Source organism: Glycocaulis alkaliphilus (genome assembly GCF_004000605.1).
Lineage (GTDB): Bacteria > Pseudomonadota > Alphaproteobacteria > Caulobacterales > Maricaulaceae > Glycocaulis > Glycocaulis alkaliphilus.
In genome coordinates, this window is sequence record NZ_CP018911.1 from 1137171 (window position 1) to 1153650 (window position 16480).

Consider the following 16480-nt stretch of genomic DNA (forward strand, 5'->3'; position numbering starts at 1 on the left):
GCCCTTGGCCGGGGATGAATTTTCAAGGGACAGGACAACATGGCAGACGCATCAGGACTTTACGAACTCAAAGGGCTTTCCAAGCGCTATACGCGCGGCAAGGAGACTGTCGCGATCTTTGACGGGCTCGACATGACGATCTCCCAGGGCGATTTCATCGCCATCATGGGGCCGTCGGGCTCGGGCAAGACGACGCTGCTGAACCTGCTGGGCGGGATCGACAAGCCCAGCTCCGGCGAGGTTTTGTTTGAAGGCCAGCGCATCGACAATCTCAGCCAGGGCCGCCTCGCCAAATGGCGCGCCAAGAATGCCGGCTTCATCTTCCAGTTCTATAATCTGATGCCGACGCTCACCGCCGCGCAGAATGTGGAGCTGCCCCTGCTGCTGACGAACCTGTCGGGCAAGGCGCGTAAAGAACGGGTGAAAACCGCGCTCGATATTGTCGGCATGGTGGAGCGGGCGGGCCATCGTCCGGGCCAGCTTTCAGGTGGTCAGCAACAGCGTGTGGCCATCGCCCGCGCCATCGTCGCCGACCCGAAAGTGCTGCTTGCGGACGAGCCGACGGGTGATCTGGACCGCACGACGGCCGATGAAATCCTGCAGACGCTCCAGCTGCTCAACAAGGAGCTGGGCAAGACCATCATCATGGTCACGCACGACCCGGAAGCGGCGAGCTACGCCGCGCGCGAACTGCACCTGAACAAGGGCCGGTTCGAGGAGAAGGGGAAAGCCTGATGAATGACGCAACCCTTATAAGGAAGAACCTGTTCCGCAAGCGTTTGCGGGCCATTCTCCTGATGGTCTCCATCCTCATCGCCTTCCTGATCTTCGGGGTGCTCGGCGCCCTGCAGAACGCGTTTTCCATGGGCAGCGGCACGGCGGCGCAGGAGCGTCTCGTCACCGTCAACCGTATCAATTTCACCGTCGCGCTCCCCTATGCCTACTGGGGCCGTATCCAGCAGGTGGAAGGCGTGCGCAATGCCGCCCCGGCCAGCTGGTTTGGCGGCTACTATCAGGAACCCCAGAACTTCGTGCAGAGCTTCGCGGTAGATCCTGAAACCTATCTGGCCGCCTATCCCACCGAGATCGTCCTGCCGCCAGAGGAGCGCGCGGCATTCCTGGAGGGGCGCACCTGCGCGCTCGTTGGCCGGGCGCTGGCCAACCAGTATGGCTGGTCCACGGGTGACCGCATCCCGCTCATGTCCAATATCTGGCAGAACACCGATGGATCGCAGGCCTGGGAGCTGGATATCTGCGGGGTGTTTGACGACACCGAAGGCACCTATCCGACCAACTACCTCATGCTCCACTACGAGTATTTCAACGAGAGCCTCGCCTTCGGCCGTGATAGCTTCCACTGGATCACCATCAACACGACAAACCCGGCCCTGAATGATCAGGTCAGCCAGGAGATTGACGCCCTGTTTGCCAACTCTTCGGCGGAAACCTCCACCACCACCGAGGCCGCGTTCAATGAGGCTTTCATGGAGCAGTTCGGCAATATCGGTCTGATCCTGACCTGGGTTATCGGGGCGGCCTTCGCGACGATCCTGATGATTGTCGGCACGACCATGGTGATGGCGGTCAATGAACGCACCCGCGAGATTGCCGTGCTGAAGACGCTGGGCTTCACCGCGCCGCGCATCTTCCGCATGGTGCTGTGGGAGTCGCTCCTCTTGAGCTTTATCGGCGGATTGATAGGGCTGGGGCTGGCATCGCTGGCTGCGGCTGCCGCCAGCGGCGCGCTTGCCGGTTTCCTTCCCGCCTTTGGCCTGTCGCTGACCAATATCGTGACCGCGCTGATCCTGATGGCGGCGCTGGGGATCGTGACCGGGTTGCTGCCCGCATACAACGCCATGCAGGTGCGCATCTCCGAAGCGCTCGGCAAGATCTAGGAGAGATCACCATGCTCAAACAGACAACAGCCGTAACGCTTCTCAATCTGCGTTCCATCCCGCAGCGCTGGGGCATGTCGCTGGCGACAGTCCTCTCCATCGCCCTGGTGGTTGGCGTGCTGCTCGGCTTCATGGCCATGGCCAGCGGTTTCCGGGCCACGGTGGATGGTGCCGGCTCCGATGACGTAGCCATCATGTTGCGCGGCGGCGCGATGGCGGAGATGAACTCCACCGTTAGCCGCGATGATGTACGCCTTGTCGAAATCGCGCCCGGTATCGCTGCCGGTGAGAATGGCGAGGCGCTCATCTCTGCCGAGCTCTATGTCGTCGCCGACGGCATCAAGCGCACCACGCAGACGCGGGCCAATCTGGCGCTTCGCGGTGTCGGGCAGCATGGCCCGGAGCTGCGTCCGCAATTCTCGCTTGTCGAGGGGCGCATGTTCAGCCCCGGCACCGGGGAACTGGTTGTGGGTGAAAGCGTGCTGCGTGAATTTGATGGGTTCGAGCTGGGCCAGAGCATCCGGCTGGGAACGAATGAATGGATTGTTGTCGGCGTGTTCTCCACGGGCGGTTCGGTGTTCGATTCCGAAATCTGGGCCGATCTGGGCGTGATCCAGAATCTCTACGACCGGGGCTCCAGCGTGCAGACCGTCCGTGCCCGGCTGACCTCGCCGGACGCCATCGAGGCTTTGCGCGAATATGTCGAGAACGAGCCCCGGCTCAATCTCGAAGTGCTTTCCGAGCGGGCCTATTTCGCGCGGTCAGCGGGTGGCACGACCAATCTCATCATGTTCCTTGGCTGGCCGCTGGCCATTGCCATGGCCATCGGCGCGCTCGCCGGTGCGTGGAACGCGATGTATGCCTCGGTCGATGCGCGCACGCGTGAACTGGCAACGCTCAGGGCCATCGGCTTTGGCGGCCTTCCTGCCTTTACCGCAGCGATGGCAGAGGCGCTGGTGCTCGCCTTTGCAGGCGGGCTGATCGGCGCTTTGGCGACGTATCTGCTTTTTGACGGGGTCAGCGCCTCCACGCTGGGCTCGGGCTTCACCCAGATCGTCTTCGCTTTCGCAGTGACGCCAGATGCCGCTGTGCAAGGGGTAATCCTTGCCCTGATTGTCGGCTTCCTGGGCGGGTTCATCCCGGCCATCCGTGCCGCGCGCATTCCCTTGCTCGCCGTGCATAACGACTGATAGCGGCCCGGCCTGGTGGTGCCTGATCTGCCACCGGGCCGGGCTCGCCGTCCCCGGCGCCGAATCCAGCTGCGCGCTTGACCTTCGCGGCGGGCCCATCACCAATGGCACCCGGACGAAGGCAATAGGAGGGGATTATCGATGACCGGACAGGAAGGCGCGGCTAAGCGCTCGTGGCTGCGCATACCGCACACGCTGGTGCTGATGGTCATCATGATGGCCATTGCTCTGGTACTGACCTGGATACTGCCCGCCGGCAGTTTCGAGATGCAGCCCAACGAGGCCGGCCGGATGATGGTGGTTCCGGGCACCTATGAGGTGGTCGAGGACGCGCAGACACTGGCGCCCTGGCATTTGCTCAGCGTGGTGCCGCGCGCCATGGCTTCGGCCTCCGACGTCATCTTCTTTGTCTTCCTGATTGGCGGCGTGCTGGGCGTGGTACGGCTGACCGGTGCAATCGATGCGGCGATCGGCGGCATGCTGCAGCATTTCCGTGACCGGCTGGCGCTGCTGATCTTTGCTGCCATGTTCGTCTTCGGCACGTTCTCTGCCACCTTTGGCATGGCCGCAGAATACATCGCCTTTGTCGGCATACTGGTGGCGCTGTGCGCGGCCTTGCGGCTGGATTCCATGACGGCTGTCGGGATGATGGTCGTCGGCTACGGCGTCGGCTACGGGATCTCGTTCATGAACCCGTTCACCGTGATGGTCGCGCAGGACATTGCCGAGCTTCAGCCGCTTTCGGGCTGGTGGTACCGTCTGGCTATCGCCCTGCCGATCTTCGCCATCGGTTTCCATCACGTCTACAGCTACGCCAGAAAGGTACAGGCCGATCCGTCCAAAAGCCTGATGGCCGGGTTGCCGGCCACCGTCGCGCCGCCGGCGGAAGACTATCCGAAGATGAACTGGCAGCGCCGTCTGGTCCTGCTTTCGCTGGGCGCGACGATTGTCGGCCTGGTGCTGGGCGTGATGCTGCAGGGCTGGTGGCTGACAGAGCTGGCAGCGATCTTCCTGGCGCTGGCTGTTGCGGCCATCATTTTTGGGCGTCTGCGCCTTGATGATGCCGCGGAAAGTTTCATCACCGGGGCGGCGCAGCTGACCGCCACAGCGCTGCTGGTCGGCTTTGCCCGCTCGATCTCGCTCATTCTCGAAGACGGGCTGGTGCTGCACACCATCGTCAATGCGCTGGCAACGCCGCTGGAACAGGTCCGCGCGGAGTTTTCCGCCGTCGGCATGTTCCTGCTGCAGAGCCTTCTGAACCTGTTCGTACCGTCGGGCAGCGGCCAGGCCTTTGCCACCATGCCGATCATGGCCCCGATTGGCGATCTGGTCGGGGTGAGCCGTCAGGTGACCGTGCTGGCCTTCCAGTTCGGCGACGGCTTTTCCAACATGATCGTGCCGACCAACGCCGTGCTGATGGGCATTCTGGGCCTTGCTGGCATTCCCTATGACCGCTGGCTGCGCTTTGTATTTCCCCTGATGATCAAGCTGACCATCGCCGGTGCGCTGGCGCTGATGCTGGCGGTCTGGATCGGGTATACCTGACCGGGCGGTGAAGCCTGTTCCTTTAGTGAAAATCCCGGCTTTTGGGGATGACGCGCACATCGCGCGGATGGCGGGCGTGTGAGCTGTCCTTTGGCGGCGGCCCGCGCCGCGCCATGACGGGGCGGCGCACCTCGTCTACCGGGGCCATCGCGCCGTCGAGCATTTCGCGCTGGGCGTCCTCGCTGAGGTAAAAGAGATCGCCGGAGCGATCCTCCAGCCTTTCCGCGATGATGTGGGTGACATTGTCAGCCGTCTGCACACGGCCCGTCACGGCGAGGATACGCGCGCCCATCACGACCGGGCGGAAAAGCTCTGCCACTTTCTTCCAGACGATGAGATTGGCGATGCCGGTCTCGTCCTCGATGGTGATGAAGAGCACGCCCTTGGCGGTGCCCGGTTTCTGGCGCACCAGCACCAGCCCGCCTGTACGTACCCTGCGGCCCGTTGGCGTGGCGCAGGCCTCCTGCGTGGTCGCGAGGCGTTCCTCGCGCCACAGCCCCCTTAAAAGCGCCATGGGATGGCTTTTCAGCGATAGGCGGAGCGTCTGGTAGTCCTGCACCACATGCTCAGACAGCGGCATTTGCGGCAGCTCCGTGGGCGTCTTCTTCGCCCCATCGCCCGCCAGTGCCAGCAGCGGGGCAGGGGGCTCAACCGTCTCGCCGCGTATCGCCCACAGCGCCTCGCGACGGGAGAGGTTCAGCGAGGTGAAGGCATCGGCGCTGGCGAGCTTTTCCAGCGTGGCGCGCGGCAGGCGGGTGCGGGCACGCAAATCCGCCGGGCTGGTATAGCCAGTGCCGCGCAAAGCCGTCAGCCGGGCCATCTCCTCTTCTTTGAGGCCATCAATCTGGCGAAGACCGAGGCGCAGCGCGACGGGCCATGGGCCGCCCTCAGCCGGTTCCAGCATGTTGTCCCAGGCCGAATGGTTCACGTCGGCGGGGCGCACCTCCACCCCGTGCTCCCTGGCATCGCGCACGATCTGGGCAGGCGCGTAGAAGCCCAGGGGCTGAGCGTTCAGGAGGGCGGCGGCAAACACCTCCGGGTGGTGGCATTTGATCCATGAGGAGACATAAACGAGGAGCGCAAACGAGGCGGCATGGCTTTCGGGAAAGCCGTACTCGCCAAATCCCTTGATCTGGTCAAAGCAGCGCGCGGCGAACTCCGGCGCATAGCCGCGCTGCACCATGCCCTGCACCATCTTCTCCTCGTAATTGCGGATCGTACCCACGCGCCGGAAGGTCGCCATGGCGCGGCGCAATCCGTTGGCCTCCTCGGGTGTGAACTTGGCCGCATCAATGGCGATCTGCATGGCCTGCTCCTGAAAGAGCGGCACGCCGAGCGTACGCTTCAATATGCTTTCCAGCTCGTCCGCCGGGCCATGCTCCGGGGCGGGCGAGGGGAAGGTGACGGCTTCGATGCCTTTGCGGCGGCGCAAATATGGATGGACCATATCGCCCTGAATGGGGCCGGGGCGCACAATGGCGACCTGAATGACGAGATCGTAGAAGGTTTGGGGCCGCAGGCGAGGCAGCATGTTCATCTGCGCGCGGCTTTCCACCTGGAAGACGCCCAGGCTGTCGGCCCGGCACAGCATGGCGTAGGTGGCGGCGTCATCGGGCGGGATGCTGGCGAGGGTGTGGCGGATACCCTTGTGCGTGCGAAGCATGTCAAACGCCTTGCGGATGCAGGTCAGCATGCCCAGCGCCAGCACATCCACCTTCATGATGCCCAGCGCATCAATATCGTCCTTGTCCCACTCGATGAAGGTGCGGTCCTCCATCGCGGCATTGCCGATGGGTACGGTCTCGGTCAGCAGGCCCTTGGTCAGCACGAACCCGCCCACATGCTGGGAGAGGTGGCGCGGAAAGCCGATCAGCTGGCGGGTGAGGATGATGGCGCGGCGGATCATCGGGTTTTGCGGGTCGAGACCGGCTTCCCTGATGTGTTTGTCTTCAATCGTGCGCCCCCAAGAGCCCCAGACCGTGCCGGCGAGCGCCGCCGACACATCCTCGGTCAGGCCCAGCGCCTTGCACACTTCACGCACGGCAGAGCGCGGGCGGTAGGAGATGACGGTGGCGGTCAGCCCCGCCCGGTGGCGGCCATAGCGGGCATAGACATATTGCATCACCTCCTCGCGCCGCTCGTGCTCGAAATCCACGTCAATGTCAGGCGGTTCGCGCCGCTCCTTCGACAGGAAGCGCTCAAACAGGAGGCTGCTGGTGGCGGGATCGACGCTCGTGACGCCAAGGCAGTAGCAGACAGCCGAATTGGCCGCCGAGCCGCGCCCCTGACACAGGATGTCTTGCGCGCGCGCCCACGCCACAATGTCATGCACGGTGAGGAAATAGGCCGCGTATTTCAGCTCCGCGATGAGGGCGAGTTCCTTCGCAAGCAGCGCCTTCACCTTGTCCGGCACGCCGTCCGGATAGCGCCACTCCGCCCCCTTCCAGGTGAGATATTCGAGATGACCCTGAGGCGTAGAGCCGGGCGGCACCGGCTCGTCCGGGTATTCATAGCGCAGCTCATCGAGGCTGAAAGTGCAGCGCGCGGCGATGGTTTGCGTGCGCGCTATAGCGGCTTCAAATCCGGCAAAAAGCCGGGCCATTTCGGCCGGGCTTTTCAGATGCCGCTCGGCATGGGGTTCGAGGCGGAAGCCTGCCTCCTCGATGGTGCAGTGCTCGCGTATGCAGCTCATCACGTCCTGCAAGGGGCGGCGTTCCGGCGCGTGATAGAGCACGTCATTGACGGCGACGATCGGCACGCCCGCGCGCCTGCCAAGCGCGTCCAGACATGCGATCCGCTCCCTGTCCCGCCCCCTGTATCGCCACGCGGCGGCCAGCCATACCCGCCCCGGCCAGCTCGCGCCCAAACGGGCCAGCAGCGCCTCGAAGGCGGCATCGGGTTCTTCTGGCGGCACGATGATGAAGCACTGGCCGTCAGCGGCCTCCATCACATCTTCAAGGGTTAGATGGCACTCGCCCTTGGGGGCTTTCATCTTTCCCAGCGAGATGAGGGCGGAGAGGCGGCCATAGGCGGCGCGGGTTTCGGGATAGCAGAGAAGGCTTAAGCCGCAGGCAAGGTCCAGCCGCGCGCCGACCAGCAATTTCAGCCCGTGTTCCTTGGCCGCGATATGAGCGCGCACCACACCGGCGAGCGTGTTGCGGTCCGCCACGCCAATGGCAGAAAACCCCAGCGCCTTTGCCTTCTCCACCAGCTCGGCGGCATGGCTTGCCCCGCGCAGGAAGGAGAAGTTCGTGGTCACCTGAAGTTCGGCGTAGACAAGCGCGCTCATGGGAACAGCCCGCACACATACCAGCGCGGAGTGCCGCCGCGCTGGTCATCATAAAGCCCCTCACGCATCAGCCAGTAGCGGTGCCCGTCCTCATCCTCCACGCGGTAATAGTCGCGCGCGCGCACGCCATCCGCGCTGCCCCGCCACCATTCCGGGCCGATCCGCTCCGGCCCGTCCGCGCGCGCCACGCTGCGCGTCACACGCCGCCAGGTGAAGCGGGCAGGCGGACCGTCGGGCAGGATGGCAATGGTTTCCACCGGCTCTGGCTGGTCGAGCACGACGAGCGGACGCGGGCCGGTGCGATGAGCCGAGGCGGGCCAGGGTTTCAGCGCGCCGGGAAAGGGTGTCAGCGCCTCGCTGCGGCCCGGCACATGGCTTTCATGGGCGGTGAAGATGGCGACCAGATCATCGCCCAGCCTTGCATTCAGCCGGTCCACCAGCGCGGCTGTCTCGGCCGGATCAGCGCCCGGCAGGGCTGCGCCATCGGGCAGGGCAGAGGCAATGGCTTCCAGCGGGCCGGTGCCATGGGCGGAGAGGGTCATCAGATCGATGCCAAAGCCCGGATCCATGGCCTCAAGGCGCGGCGCGAAGAGCTTCGCGATAGCGCCCGCATCCCGTCCCGGACGGGAGAGGGCAAGGCTGGCGCTGGTGCGTGTGCCATCAGAGCGATAGCCGGTGAGGATGAAGCGCCGCGCGCCCTTGCCCGCCTCCTCCAGCTGGCGCGTCAGCTCGGCGAGCAGCTTGATGAGCGCGTCTTCGATCCCGCCAAGGCTCAATAGCGGTTCCGGGCCGGAAATCCGCGCGGTGAAGCGCGCGGGCGTTTTCAACGGGATCAGCGGCTCCGGGCGCAGCCCAAGCGCCTGATCGAGGCGTAACAGCACGTCCTGCGCAGCCTCGCGATTGCGAAAGCGGCGGGCGAGGGCGGTGCGCTGAATCGTGAAGAGCTGGCCGATCCGGGTCAGGCCGAAACGGCGTAAAGTCTGTACCGTGCCAGCCTCCAGCCGCAGGGCAGCGATGGGCAGGGCGGTGAGTGCTTCGCGCGCCTTTTCCGGCCCACTGATCTGCACCGCATTGGCACCGAAGCGGGCGAGCGCCCATGCCGCGCCTGCACTGTCGGCGAGGCCAAGGTGGGACGTGAGGCCCAAGGCTTCCAGAGCCCGCTTGATGGCGGCCAGAAAGGCCTCCTCCCCTCCGAACAGGTGCGCGCAGCCCGTCACGTCGAGGCGTATGCCGTCAATCCCGTCCATGGCGGTGAGGGGGGAGAAGCGCGTCATCCAGAGGGTGAGGCGCTTCAGGGCCAGCGCGTCCGCCTCGCGGTCTATCTCTTCTGCTGCAAGGTCCGGCACGCGGGCGCGTGCATCGGTGAAACGAAGCCCCGGTTCCAACCCCAGCGCGCGTGCAGCCTCGTTCACCGCCGCCAGCGTGCGGCCCTGCGCGCAAGTCTCGGTCAGTACGAAGGGCGCGCCGTCCTCAACCGGCCATGGCGTGGTGCGGGCGCGTTTCAGGCGCTCCATCGGCCAGTGCGGGAACCAGACGCACACGAAGCGGCGCATCATCCATCTCCATCAGGAATGTCTCTCCGGCCCGTTGCGCAAATTCGCGCGAGCGCTCCAGCGTCACCTGCCAGCGCGCGCGTCCGGGGGCGCGTGGATCAAACGCATTGGGCGCTGAAGGCGCCGCCGCCACCCGCCAGCGATTATGCGCGGCGGTCGCCCCTTCGGTGCGCCATGAGCGCACGAGGATGACCGGCGTGGCGCTTGCCTCATGGGCCAGCGTCAGGCGGCGGGTGAAGGTGAAATCAGCCGCCTCCACCTCCGCGATGACGGCCCCGATGGCGCGTGAGCGTGCGGCCTCGTCAATCGCGCGCAGGGCTGCATTGTGGTCGCGGGTTTCCACCAGCATCACGCGGGCCGGATCGGCTCCCAGCGCTGCGAGCCCCCGCGCGCTGATCCGCCCCAGATCAAGGCGCTGGCGGCGCGTGCGCACCCACAGCCAGCCGCCATGGGGCCGCGTCTGTGCAAATCCCACCGCCAGCCCCAGCGCGGCGGCCATGTCGGCAAAGGCGGCTGGGGCAATCTCGTGTACGCCCTGCAAGGGTGCGCCGAACCTCTCTTCCAGACGCGCAGCCTCCCTCTCCACGCGCGTGGAGAGACGCTTAAGAGGCAGGTCATGGAGGATCGCACGGGCCATATGTTCTTATTTTGTTCTTAGGCCCAAGAGTCAAGAGGGGTGATTCGGGGATCCTCTCTCCTCGTCATCCCCGCGCAGGTGGGGATCCAGAGATCATAGGGCTCTGTCGGTGCAAATGGCTCTGGGTTCCCGCCTGCGCGGGAACGACGAAGTGGAAGCCAGGACCTATGAAGTGGAAGTCGGGACCTATAACGTGCACCTCACGCGTTTCACCGGGATGAGCCGGGGTCCAACATCTTTCTGGGTCCCGACTTCTGCTAGAAAAGTCTGTATTTTAGCTATTTAGAGGAAAAATTTTCCTTCTGCCGCAAAACCAGCAGGGGAGGGTTCAGAAAGGGCGCGGAGATATTCTGCCTCGCCCCTTCTAACGTAGGTATCGAAGAGACCTGTGCGGCCTTTTCCTTGAAGATGCGGGCCAGTTTTTCTTTCTAACCAGCCACTTACTGTAGCGCCGACGAAATTTGGATAAGCACTCTTTTTCGCCAAAGGTTGCGATAAATTGAAGCTCTCACGAGCATTACCCTTTAGGTTGGCCTGAGGGTGATTTGAGTGTTCATAGTTCCACCAAACCGAAACTCTAAGTTCGCCATAGCTAATGCCACTCCAAAGCACTACGCAATTGCGCCCGGCTATTTTGACCTGAATATGACCTTCTTCGTCACAGCCGCTTTCAGTCGGTGGCGCCAGAGAAAATCTCTGAGCCGCAAGTGCCTCATTAACACCGTGAACTAGTAGCTTTCGGAGATATTCCATCTTAGATCCATTCGTTGCAGTTTAATACGGAAAATTATTCGTCAGTCGAAATATCTAATCAAAGACGACTGGACCTATCAACCAGCTGTCTGGACTGGTCAATGACAAGCGGCCAAATATGAACTGGATGGTCCTAACCAATTTCATGAAGAGCCACTCAAAGCCCCGCATTGTATCGACTACATTGCGAAATCGAGAAAATATGTCGCTCTGGCGTACTTTTTCATTGACGTCCCGGGGCGTATCGTGGCTCATTTTACCAGTCTCCTCTGAGAGACAAAAACGGGGAAAGCGGCATTTAATTGCTCCGTTGTCTAAGGCCTCGGATGTTAGCGCATCCGGGGGTCTTTCTGATGGGAAGTCGAGAATTTATATAATACAGTTAAGCCAAAGCTAACGACGACCTAGGCTATTCTGGTAGCATCGTATCGATAGTCTTCCAATCGCTAGCAAAATACTCCTTTAATGAAGCGATTCGAGACGATTGCTCTGCGTAGAGAGCGATCACAGATTTCTGTAATATTGTTTGATAGGTCAATAGGTTAAAGTGGAATTTTGTAGCGTATTAATGCTTGACAACCAAATTTTGCTGGTGGTGCCAGACGTTACAGAGTGAAAAAAACTTCGCTTGCTGACGAGATGTTCGGAAAGGACTCGAACTAATGCGTATTTCGTCGGGAAAACGAAGATGGTGGGTGAAAGAAGGTTACCCCCGCGCGGTCTTCACCACCCGCGCCACGTCTTCCGCTTTTGTCTGCCAGCTGGTGACGAAGCGGTAGCCGCCATGGGGCCAGGGGTAGAAGCCGGCATTGAGGGCGTTCAGCGCATCGACGGCCTCTTGCGGCAGGTCGATGAAGACCTCATTGCCTTCAACCGGGTGGAGCAGTTTCGCGCCGGGAACAACGGACAGGCCCTTTGCCAATTCGCTGGCCATCGCGTTGGCGTGAGCGGCCAGCTCCAGCCAGCGGCCACGCTCCAGCCACGCTTCGAACTGGGCGGCGACATAGCGCATTTTCGCCACCATGTGTCCGGCGCGTTTCTGGCGCACCTGCAGGGCGGAAAAGCGGTCCATGACGGACGGGAAGAGGATCACGGCCTCTGCCGCCAGCGCCCCGCCCTTGGTCGCGCCAAGGCTCAAGACATCGACGCCAGCGCGCCATGTCAGGTTCGCCGGATCGCATTTGAGATGCGCCAACGCATTGGCAAAGCGCGCGCCGTCCATATGGACGTGCATCCCGCGCGCCTTGGCGAGGCCCGTCAGCGCTTTCACCGTCGCGACATCATAGGTGGTGCCGGACTCGGTGAGGTTGGAGAGGCTCAAGACCGAGGGCGGGGTGGTGTGTACGAAGTCTGACGGCCATTGGCTGAGCGCCGCTTCCAGCGTTTCAGGCGTCAGGCGTGCATGGTCGCCATGCAGGGTGATCAGCTTGGCCCCGCCGGTGAAAAACTCCGGCGCGCCGCGCTCATCGCGGTGAATATGCGCCTCGTCATGGCAGAGGATGGCCGTATCGCCCGGAGCCAGCACAGACAGCGCCAGCGAATTGGACGCCGTGCCGGAGACGGTGAATACCAGCTCCAGATCGGTGGAGAATATCTCTTTGAGCTGCGCCTTTACCCGCGCGGAAATCGCGTCATTGCCATAGCTGGCAGCGGCCCCTTCATTGGCGCGTACAAGCGCCTCCAGAAGGGCAGGGTGGGCGGGGGCAGTAGTATCTGACAGGAAGCTCATGGGGGCGCACCTGACACGAGAAAAGGCGCGCGATCAACGCCTTGAAGCGGCGTCAGGCTGCCGACTGTTTGCGCGCATACATGGCCGCGTCCGCCTCGGCCATGGCCGTTTCCGGGGTGATGCCGCGTTCCAGCGCCTGCACGCCCCAGGCGGCCTTGAGGTTCAAGGTCAGTCCGCCGAAATGGATCGGCGCGGCTGCAATGGCACCGGCCAGTTCTTCGGCCTTGCGCTCGGCGGCCTCGACCGGGGTGAGTACCAGGACCACGCCAAACTCGTCGCCGCCAAGGCGTCCGACAGCATCAGTGTCGCGTAGCTGGGAGGAGAGGGTATCGGCCACGACTTTTAGCGCTTCATCGCCTGCGGCATGGCCATAGGTATCGTTGATGGCCTTGAAGCCGTTAAGGTCGAAATAGACCAGCGCTGAAGGCGCATCGTGGCGCTCGGCCAGTGACAGGGCTTTAGACACCTCGCGCAGGAAGGCGCGCCGGTTGAGAACAGGCAGCAGCACGTCGCGGTCAGCGAGGCTTTCCAGATCGCGCACCTTGGCGCGCAGCGCGTCGGTTTCCTTGCGCAGCTGGTCTACCTCGCCCATCAGGGTCAGGAGCGCACGCTGGACATTCGGGGTCAGTTCCGCTTCCGGCACGCCCATGATGGAGGCGGTGTCGTCGGCGCGCCGCACCGGAGAGGGGGCCGATGCCGGGCTGGCAGCTTCGCTGCGCACGGGCCCGCTGACAGGCCCTGCAGACGCCACTCCGCCTGCCGCTCCGCTGGATCGCACCCGCATGTCCCCGATCCTTCCCAATCGACTCAAGGACGCAGTCTTGTTGATCGTGGTTAACAAACGCTCAAGCGGGCTTGCCAGGATGGTTCACCTGCCGCTTGACGCCATGCGGCTTATGGCTAGGCTCCCGCGCTTTCCGCTGCCCGGAGGCTGCGCATGGCGACCCGTTTTCCCGACCCTTCACCGCCCGTAGCGGTCATCATGGGCTCACGCTCGGACTGGCCGACCATGCAGCACGCGACCGGCGCGCTGGATACGCTGGGTGTGGCGTTTGATGCGCGGGTGATCTCCGCTCACCGCACGCCGGACCGTATGGTGGATTTTACCAAGTCGGCAAAGGCGCGCGGCGTGAAAATCATCATTGCCGGGGCAGGGGGCGCGGCCCATCTGCCGGGCATGGTCGCCTCGCTTACCGAACTGCCGGTGCTCGGCGTGCCGGTGAAGTCCAAGGCCCTCAACGGCCTCGACAGCCTGCTCTCCATCGTCCAGATGCCCGGCGGCATACCCGTTGGCACGCTGGCCATCGGCGAGGCGGGCGCGACGAATGCCGGGCTGCTGGCAGCCTCCATACTGGCGCTCACAGACACAGCGCTTGCTGACAGGTTGACCGCCTATCGTGCCAGCCTCAGCGATAGCATTCCCGACAGTGTAGAGGACTAGGCTCGCGCTCATGCTGAAATCCGGCGCGCGTATCGGCATTCTCGGCGGCGGCCAGCTGGGGCGCATGCTGGCGATGGACGCGGCGCGTCTGGGGTTCGACGTTCATATCTTCACGCCCGAGGACAACAGCCCCGCCGCGCGCGTGGCGGCGGCCTGCACGGTCGCGCCCTATGACGATCTGGACGCCGTGGCGCGCTTTGCCGCTGGCGTTGATGTCGTGACCTACGAATTTGAGAACGTCCCCGTGGAGACCGCGCGCAAGGCGGGTGAACACGCCGCGCTGCGCCCCGGCGTGAAGGCGCTGGAAGTGTGCCAGGACCGGGTGACGGAAAAGCGCTTCGTCAATGAGGCGGGTATCGAGACCACGCCCTGGCGGGCGGTTTCCAGCGCGGACGAAGCTGAGGCGGCGATCGAAGCGCTTGGCACACCTGCCATCCTGAAAACGCGGCGTATGGGCTATGACGGCAAGGGCCAGCAGGTCATCCGCAAGCCCAGTGATGCCGTTGCTGCCTTCGAGGCGCTGGGCGGTGTGGCCTGCATTCTGGAAGCCTTTGCGCCGTTCACGCGCGAAGTGTCGGTCGTCGCCGCGCGCAGCCTTGACGGCCAGATTGAGGCCTACCCGCTGGCAGAAAACCACCATGAGGGCGGAATCCTGCGCACCTCCATTGCCCCTGCACCCGGCGCGGATGTGCTGGCCGGGGAGGCCCTGCGCATCGCCTCTGCGATCCTCGAAGGGCTCGACTATGTGGGTGTGCTGGCGGTGGAATTGTTCGTGCTGGACGATGGCCGTCTGTGGGTGAACGAGATTGCCCCGCGCGTCCACAATACCGGCCACTGGACGATGGATGCCTGCGCGGTGAGCCAGTTTGAACAGCATATCCGCGCGATTGCGGGCTGGCCGCTCGGAGAGCCGTCACCGCACTCGGCGGCCCGCATGGATAATCTGATCGGTGATGATGTGGCACGCTGGCAGGCGCTGGCCTCTGAGCCGGGCGTGTGCCTGCACCTCTATGGCAAGGGCGAGGCGCGCGAGGGCCGCAAGATGGGCCATGTAAACCGGCTCTCACCGCTCTCCTGACGGATCGCGTGCGCGCTGCGGCGTGATGGACGGGCCGATACCCAGATGATCGGTGCGCGTTGAGCGGTCGCGGTCCATCGCGCGAAGCAGCGGTGAACGGCTGATCTGCTCGCGCTGCGCATTGAGGAAATGCACGCGCAGTAATTCCATCGTCGAGGGGCTCACGCCCAGCTGGGCGAGTTCAAACTCCAGCCGCGACATATTTTCGGCGAACTCCAGCGGCCCCGCGCTCATGGCCCGGACATGATAGATCGCCAGCTCGGCCTGGGCTGCGTTGGGGCCATCGCCGCAATCGCCAATCTCCCGGTTGGCATCGCCCGATGACAGGCAGAACACCTCGGCTATCACGGCGCCAACGCTGCCCTCGATGCGGCTGACCTGAAAATCTTCTACCCGCAGGCCGGTCTCCGCGCGGGCCGCGATTCCGGCGAAAGTGGGCACGCGCCGCACTATGATTGCCGCGTCCTCCTCGGCTGGCTGGATGGTATCGACCGGGGATTCAGGAGACGTCACGGAAAAGGAGGGCGCAGGCGCCCTGTCTTGCGCGGGGGCTTGAGGGGCTGACGCTGCTGGCGTGTCCGGTTCAGGGGGAAGGGTGCCAGTCTCCGATACAGGGGGAACAGGCTCAACCGTTTCGTCCGGACTGGTCTCGTCAGCGGGTTCTGGATCCGGTTCCGCGGCCGGTTCTGGCTCTGCCTCCTCCATGCCGGACGCGTCATCGCCTGGACTTCCTTCCGCGCCGGCACTGTCGCTGCCCGTTTCGCCACGATCTGCCAGCAGGGGCGCATTGAGCGGCAGATTGCTCTCTGCGTCGCTGGCGCTGATGGTGAAAAAGCGTATCTCGATGCCGGTGCCGGTATCGATAAACTGTTCCAGGGTTTCCGGCGGCAGCGCGGCAATCGCGCCGATAGCCCCGGCATGGAGAATGCCCGCGCAGATATAGGCACCCAGCCGCAAGCGGCTGAACGCGGGTGCCGATGCACGGGTCAGGGCCGGTCCACGAACGCTCACAATGATGAGAGATGGCCGCTGGTGGCAGCTGGTTCAAATTAAATCGGCAGCAATGGCACAGGTATCGGCGTGCTAGCCTTCGCCGCTCTGGGTGATGAACAGGCCTGAGGAGGTGTCGCCGAGTACGCCCGAAGCGTGCGCGATCACGGCGCAAGCACCGAACATGACGATGGCGATGAGAAGGGCACCCAGATTGATGTCCCGGCCCGGACGGCCATTACCGGCAGAAAAGTCAGCCATGATCCCCTCCCTCAATGAGCCACCCGTCTGCGGCTGACCCTGTACTGGTCCGGTGAACGCCAGATGAACAGATTTCCTGCGCTTCGCGGCCCGCAGAGGTCCAAAATCAGGCGAACTCA

Annotated in this window: 14 protein-coding genes; 6 read left to right on the forward strand and 8 right to left on the reverse strand. The window is 63.6% G+C overall.

Translation table 11 applies throughout. From position 1 onward, the window contains the following. The first annotated feature begins 39 nt into the window (after positions 1–39). The 4 genes from X907_RS05435 (at position 40) to X907_RS05450 (ending at position 4630) form a co-directional block, all read left to right on the forward strand. Positions 40–735 carry an ABC transporter ATP-binding protein gene (locus tag X907_RS05435; RefSeq protein WP_127566003.1) on the forward strand — a complete coding sequence of 232 codons (696 nt, stop codon included), beginning with the start codon at positions 40–42 and terminating at the stop codon, positions 733–735. Then, complete coding sequence (locus tag X907_RS05440) at positions 735–1895, forward strand: ABC transporter permease (RefSeq protein WP_127566004.1); 1161 nt, start codon at positions 735–737, stop codon at positions 1893–1895. Before X907_RS05435 ends, X907_RS05440 begins: the two co-directional genes overlap by 1 nt. Before the next feature lie 11 nt (positions 1896–1906). Beyond that, on the forward strand, positions 1907–3085 hold the full coding sequence (locus X907_RS05445; RefSeq protein WP_127566005.1) for an ABC transporter permease: 1179 nt from the start codon (positions 1907–1909) through the stop codon (positions 3083–3085). Positions 3086–3226: 141 nt separating this feature from the next. Beyond that, complete coding sequence (locus tag X907_RS05450) at positions 3227–4630, forward strand: YfcC family protein (protein WP_127566006.1); 1404 nt, start codon at positions 3227–3229, stop codon at positions 4628–4630. Positions 4631–4652: 22 nt separating this feature from the next. Here X907_RS05450 and X907_RS05455 read toward each other — a convergent pair whose 3' ends face one another. From X907_RS05455 to X907_RS05480, 6 genes are all read right to left on the reverse strand, one after another. Then, positions 4653–7919, reverse strand: coding sequence for an error-prone DNA polymerase (locus X907_RS05455; RefSeq protein ID WP_127566008.1), 3267 nt, complete (start codon positions 7917–7919; stop codon positions 4653–4655). Continuing rightward, positions 7916–9475, reverse strand: a complete 1560-nt coding sequence (locus X907_RS05460; RefSeq protein ID WP_233352539.1) for a Y-family DNA polymerase — start codon at positions 9473–9475, stop codon at positions 7916–7918. Before X907_RS05460 ends, X907_RS05455 begins: the two co-directional genes overlap by 4 nt. Continuing rightward, on the reverse strand, positions 9390–10109 hold the full coding sequence (locus X907_RS05465) for an ImuA family protein (RefSeq protein ID WP_127566012.1): 720 nt from the start codon (positions 10107–10109) through the stop codon (positions 9390–9392). The genes X907_RS05460 and X907_RS05465 overlap by 86 nt, the downstream gene beginning before the upstream one ends. Before the next feature lie 282 nt (positions 10110–10391). Next, on the reverse strand, positions 10392–10862 hold the full coding sequence (locus X907_RS05470) for a hypothetical protein (protein ID WP_127566014.1): 471 nt from the start codon (positions 10860–10862) through the stop codon (positions 10392–10394). A gap of 706 nt (positions 10863–11568) precedes the next feature. Further along, positions 11569–12591, reverse strand: a complete 1023-nt coding sequence (locus X907_RS05475) for a threonine aldolase family protein (protein WP_127566016.1) — start codon at positions 12589–12591, stop codon at positions 11569–11571. Between the two features lie 52 nt (positions 12592–12643). After that, on the reverse strand, positions 12644–13375 hold the full coding sequence (locus X907_RS05480) for a GGDEF domain-containing protein (protein ID WP_233352540.1): 732 nt from the start codon (positions 13373–13375) through the stop codon (positions 12644–12646). Between the two features lie 153 nt (positions 13376–13528). On the opposite strand from X907_RS05480, the gene purE reads away from it, so the two are divergent. Together purE and X907_RS05490 are read left to right on the forward strand one after the other, a co-directional pair. Further along, positions 13529–14032, forward strand: a complete 504-nt coding sequence (gene purE, locus X907_RS05485; RefSeq protein ID WP_127566018.1) for a 5-(carboxyamino)imidazole ribonucleotide mutase — start codon at positions 13529–13531, stop codon at positions 14030–14032. Positions 14033–14042: 10 nt separating this feature from the next. Further along, on the forward strand, positions 14043–15110 hold the full coding sequence (locus X907_RS05490) for a 5-(carboxyamino)imidazole ribonucleotide synthase (protein WP_127566020.1): 1068 nt from the start codon (positions 14043–14045) through the stop codon (positions 15108–15110). On the opposite strand, the gene X907_RS05495 is transcribed toward X907_RS05490, so the two are convergent. After that, a complete protein-coding gene (locus X907_RS05495; RefSeq protein ID WP_127566022.1) occupies positions 15096–16121 on the reverse strand; it encodes a hypothetical protein in 1026 nt (341 codons plus the stop codon). The genes X907_RS05490 and X907_RS05495 overlap by 15 nt on opposite strands. 72 nt (positions 16122–16193) lie before the next feature. After that, complete coding sequence (locus X907_RS14415; RefSeq protein ID WP_170175472.1) at positions 16194–16361, reverse strand: hypothetical protein; 168 nt, start codon at positions 16359–16361, stop codon at positions 16194–16196. Positions 16362–16480: the final 119 nt, after the last annotated feature.